6 protein-coding genes and 2 pseudogenes are annotated in these 4,457 nt (G+C 60.1%); 6 read left to right on the top strand and 2 right to left on the bottom strand.

From position 1 onward, the window contains the following. Positions 1 to 281 (bottom strand): DnaA N-terminal domain-containing protein (locus tag ACRXB1_RS31365; protein WP_449494254.1); only part of this gene is annotated, 281 nt, incomplete at its 3' end. A gap of 418 nt (positions 282 to 699) precedes the next feature. Here ACRXB1_RS31365 and rpmH point away from each other — a divergent pair. The 3 genes and pseudogenes from rpmH to yidD form a co-directional block, all read left to right on the top strand. Further along, positions 700 to 834, top strand: coding sequence for a 50S ribosomal protein L34 (gene rpmH, locus ACRXB1_RS31360; RefSeq protein ID WP_006998755.1), 135 nt, complete (start codon positions 700 to 702; stop codon positions 832 to 834). Between the two features lie 100 nt (positions 835 to 934). Further along, positions 935 to 1,408, top strand: a complete 474-nt coding sequence (rnpA, locus tag ACRXB1_RS31355) for a ribonuclease P protein component (RefSeq protein ID WP_062168511.1) — start codon at positions 935 to 937, stop codon at positions 1,406 to 1,408. 52 nt (positions 1,409 to 1,460) lie between these two features. After that, positions 1,461 to 1,628, top strand: a pseudogene (gene yidD / locus ACRXB1_RS31350) (membrane protein insertion efficiency factor YidD); the annotation flags it as partial. Between the two features lie 2 nt (positions 1,629 to 1,630). Here the strand turns inward: yidD and ACRXB1_RS31345 are convergent. Then, positions 1,631 to 1,807: pseudogene (locus ACRXB1_RS31345) on the bottom strand (Maf family protein); the annotation flags it as partial. Positions 1,808 to 2,230: 423 nt separating this feature from the next. Between ACRXB1_RS31345 and ACRXB1_RS31340 the strand changes: the two are divergent. The 3 genes from ACRXB1_RS31340 to plsX all read left to right on the top strand — a co-directional run. Then, positions 2,231 to 2,884 (top strand): YceD family protein, encoded by a 654-nt coding sequence (locus ACRXB1_RS31340; RefSeq protein WP_061999953.1) that lies wholly within the window; start codon positions 2,231 to 2,233, stop codon positions 2,882 to 2,884. A 116-nt stretch (positions 2,885 to 3,000) separates the two neighbouring features. After that, positions 3,001 to 3,180 (top strand): 50S ribosomal protein L32, encoded by a 180-nt coding sequence (rpmF, locus tag ACRXB1_RS31335; protein ID WP_056354381.1) that lies wholly within the window; start codon positions 3,001 to 3,003, stop codon positions 3,178 to 3,180. A 171-nt stretch (positions 3,181 to 3,351) separates the two neighbouring features. Next, on the top strand, positions 3,352 to 4,457 hold a 1,106-nt coding region (gene plsX / locus ACRXB1_RS31330; protein WP_449494253.1), incomplete at its 3' end, for a phosphate acyltransferase PlsX.

The raw sequence follows: 4,457 nt of genomic DNA, 5'->3' as shown, positions 1-4,457 counted from the left end.
TCGGGCGCACCGCCCATCGCCTTGCGCGCGGTGGCTTTGGGATCGAGGACGAACTGGATGTCGACGGGCGCCTTCCAGAAATCCCGGGCCAGGTCGGCAATACGGCCCGAAAACTGGCTTTTCACCCAGTCGAGCTTGAACCGGTTGGGCGCGGCGATGCGCAGCGTGCTCGCATCGGCGTCGAAATCGACGAGGGCCAGCGGTTTGATCCACGTGACGTACTGCTGCGGCGTGAGTTCGCGCTCCAGCAATGCGGAACAGTGTTGCCAAAAATCGGTCATCGAGTGCAGTCGTTAGGGTTGCCGCGAGTCCTGCCTCCGCCCTCGCCGCTGCCCGGCTGCAAAGCCTGGAGCGCGCGGGCGAGCATACCCCGAAGTCTTGCCCAGCCTGGCTTTGCAGGCGGTACAGAGGACCGGGACTACGTGCGGTTGCGTCGGATTGAGGGGAGATTCTAACGCCAAATGCAACCGCGGCGCGAGTTATCCACAGGGACGGACCATCTCGCGTACTGAATCAACTGACCTGTGGACTTCCCCTCGAAAACCGGGGGCATGCACCGTAACCTATTGACGGTCAATAGGAAAACGGTTTAAATAGCGGGTTCCGCAAAACCCGAATTCCTGTACCACCGGCCGGTGCGTCAATTTTTATGTCGCTTCGTTATGCCGCGCGGTCCGTTTTTACCCAAGTGAGACCAACATGAAACGCACTTACCAACCTTCCGTTACCCGCCGCAAGCGCACCCATGGCTTTCGCGTTCGCATGAAGACCGCGGGTGGCCGCAAGGTCATCAACGCTCGCCGTGCGAAGGGCCGCAAGCGCCTGGCAGTTTAAGGTCGCCGGGTTCAGGTCGCCATTGTCAGGGCCGCTTACGGCATCAACAGCGCCCGCCAGCATTCGCCCCGACGCTAGCGATGACCCGGAGGTGCACTGCATGACGCGCTCCGGACAGGAAATCGGTCAGTTGCAAGCACGAGCCGCGTTCCCCAAAGCCGCAAGGCTGCTGAAAACGGATGAATATTCATCCGTTTTTCGTTTGCGCCCTTGGCGCCGGTCCCCGCATTTCGTCCTGTACGGCAAGCCGACAGGCAACGAAGCGCGGCTTGGACTGGTTATCGGCAAGAAGTGTGCGCCGCGCGCGGTCACGCGCAACCTGATCAAGCGGCTCGCCCGTGAAGCCTTCAGGCTCAGGCGCGCGGAGCTTGGCGGCTGGGACATACTGCTGCGCATGCACGCCAAGATTGACCGCAAGGCCATGCCGAGCGCGAAATCGCCGCCGCTGCGCGCGTTGTGTCGCGAGGAGATCGACGGTCTGCTCGACCGTGCCGTGCGCGAAGCCGCGCGACGCATGGCGGAGCAAAGTGCATCGGCTATCGTCACTGATCCACCCACGCCTGCGGGCTCTTGAGCAGCGCCAGACTGAAAACCGGTCCCCGGACGAAGTCGCTGGTGCTAAATCCATGCAAACGGCACTGTTTGAAAAATCGGCAAAAACGGCTTTGATCGCCTTATTGCGCTTTTACAAGGTTGCTGTGAGCCCCATGCTCGGCAACCGGTGCCGCTTTTACCCATCGTGTTCTGACTACGCGCGCGAAGCAATCCAGTATCATGGCGCCGCGCGTGGATCATGCGCTTTTGCCACCGAAAGCCGCAGGGCCGTGGCTTCGGGCGTTTCTCCCTGCAGCGGCGTTTCGTCGATATCGGGCGAAATCACATCGAACGGAATGCGCAGGCGTTCGAGCAATTCCCGGCGGTAGCGCGAACTCGACGCAAGGACGAGGCGCGGCTTGTTTGAGACATCGGGCATGAAAAAGTCGGCTATAAACAAGAAAGTGATGGATTCGAGCGGCCGGGCCGCAACCCGAAGGATAAGTGTTTGACTCGAAAAGACAAAGCCGCTATAATTTTGGGCTTTTCATCGGTATGCGAAGGTGTTTCCGCGCACTCTGATGAACACGCATCAAAGAAAGCAATGAAGCATGCAATAAACTCGTGCAGCAAACTCGTGCAACAAGCGCGGTGACCGGAAGTGTACCGAGATGTGTCGTGGTTTTGAGGGCCGGAAGCGGACTAAAAGCGTAGGTCGTCCGCCGCGCCCGGCCCGGCAACTCGGGATAAACCACACCAGCCGGACGGGATCAGTGCGGTGCATACTGCAGCTTCCATCCCTGCCGTGCTACCCGGACTTCGTTGGGCCCGGTCGCGGTACTGACCATTTGCAGGAGCGCACATGACACAAAATCCTGGCAAACCTGCATGTCCCGCGGACTTGCGCGCGCTTGACCTGTTCGACTTTGCGCAAAGCCGCCGGCAGGCAGCAGGCGGCGTACGGGTTTCGCAGTTGCCGCGTCTGCTTAATGAAGTACCGGCGGACGCGCCCGATCGCGACACGGTGTTTTCATGGCAGGCCGAAGGCTCCATGCAGCCGGAATTGCAGGACGACGGCACGGAAGCGCCGCAGCCCTATTTGCGGCTCGCCGTGCACGGTTCGGTCTGGATCGAATGTCAGCGGTGCTTGTCGCCGTACTCGCAGCATCTCGATGTCGACGCAACGTATCGCATAGTGTTGACGGAAGAGGAGGCGGACGAATTTCCGCTGGACAACGATGAAGTCGAGGTGATCGTAGGCTCGCGCCAGTTCGATCTCATCGACTTGATCGAGGATGAATTGTTGTTGTCCTTGCCGCTCGTGCCCAAGCACGACGTGTGTCCCGAAGTGCATGAGAGCCTGAATACAGGTCTCTACAGCGCCGAGGGCGAGCTGGACGAAGGTGGTCTGAATGGCGAAGCAGAACCGCAGCAGGATGGCGGCTCTGGAAGACCCAATCCGTTCGCCGCGCTCGGCAAGCTCAAGCAGGGCGGTTCCGGCAACGACACGCATTGAAGAGTATCGGTATCCGTCAATTGGCCCGATGCGTCCGGATCGACTCACTGGCCTCAGGTCAGGGGCGCCGGTGTGTCGAGCTGTGTTAGAATTCGCAAAATTTTTCTGGAGTCATCATGGCAGTTCAGCAAAACAAGAAATCGCCGTCCAAGCGCGGCATGCATCGTTCGCACGACTTCCTCACGGCGCCGGCGCTGGCTGTCGAGCCGGGCACGGGTGAAGTCCATCTGCGTCACCACGTGAGCCCGAATGGCTACTATCGTGGCAAGAAAGTCATCAAGACGAAGAACGACTAAGCGTACGGCGCGTAGTGCGTCCGCGACGCTCGGTGCGTCTCGCGTCGCCGTCTTGACTCATGGTCTGACACATGAATTGAGCTACGGTCGCTCGCGTTTGACATCTTCCTGGTGCAACAAGAAGGCGGCATTTCACTGCCGCTTTTTTGTGCCTGAAATTCGTCGCACTCCATGACCGTAAAGATCACCATCGACTGCATGGGAGGCGACCACGGCCCGTCCGTGACCGTTCCCGCCGCTGTCAGTTTCGTGCGTTCGCATCCCGATGCGCATCTGCTGCTCGTCGGCATCGAGTCGGCTATCCGTGCGCAGTTGAAGAAATGCAAGGCCGTCGACGAAACCCGGTTGACGGTCGTCCCCGCCACGGAAGTGGTCGAGATGGACGACCCGGTGGAAGTCGCCCTGCGCCGGAAAAAAGATTCGTCGATGCGCGTGGCGCTCAATCTCGTCAAGGAGGGGCAGGCACAAACCTGCATCTCGGCGGGCAACACCGGCGCATTGATGGCCGTGTCCCGCTATGTGCTGAAGACGCTGCCCGGCATCGAACGGCCGGCTATCGCGTTTGCCATGCCGAGCCAGAAAGGCTTCACCACCGTGCTTGACCTTGGCGCGAACGTGGATTGCGAGCCGCAGCACCTGTTGCAATTCGCCGAGATGGGGCACGCGCTCGTTGCTGCCATCGGTAACAAGGAGCGGCCGACCATCGGGCTTCTCAACATCGGCGAAGAAGTCATCAAGGGCAACGAAACCATCAAACGCGCCGGCGAACTGCTGCGCGCGAGCACGCTCAACTTCTACGGCAACGTGGAAGGCAACGACATCTATAAAGGCACGACGGACGTCGTCGTCTGCGACGGGTTTGTCGGCAATGTGGCGCTGAAGACATCGGAAGGTCTCGCGCAAATGCTCACCGACATGATCCGCGAGGAATTCAGCCGGTCGCTTGCGACCAAGCTGATGGCGCTCGTCGCACTGCCTGTTCTCAAGCGATTCAAACGGCGCGTCGATCCTGCTCAATACAACGGCGCCGCGCTCCTCGGATTGCGCGGACTCGTCATTAAAAGCCACGGTTCCGCAGAAGCCTACGGGTTTGAGTGGGCTATCAAACGCGGGTATGATGCGGTCAAAAATGGCGTGCTGGAACGACTGGTGCGCGCCGACAGCGGCACGACAAACGTTCAATACGACTGGGACGAACCATCGGAGCGCTCGGTGCGCTTCCAGATCGACCAGAAGAAAGCGCGTGAACTCGGCGTCAGTTCGCAAGACGTGTCCAA

The organism is Caballeronia sp. M23-90, assembly GCF_053574605.1.
The sequence above is the reverse complement of the archived record's forward strand: the minus strand, read 5'-3'. Positions and strand labels throughout refer to the sequence as shown.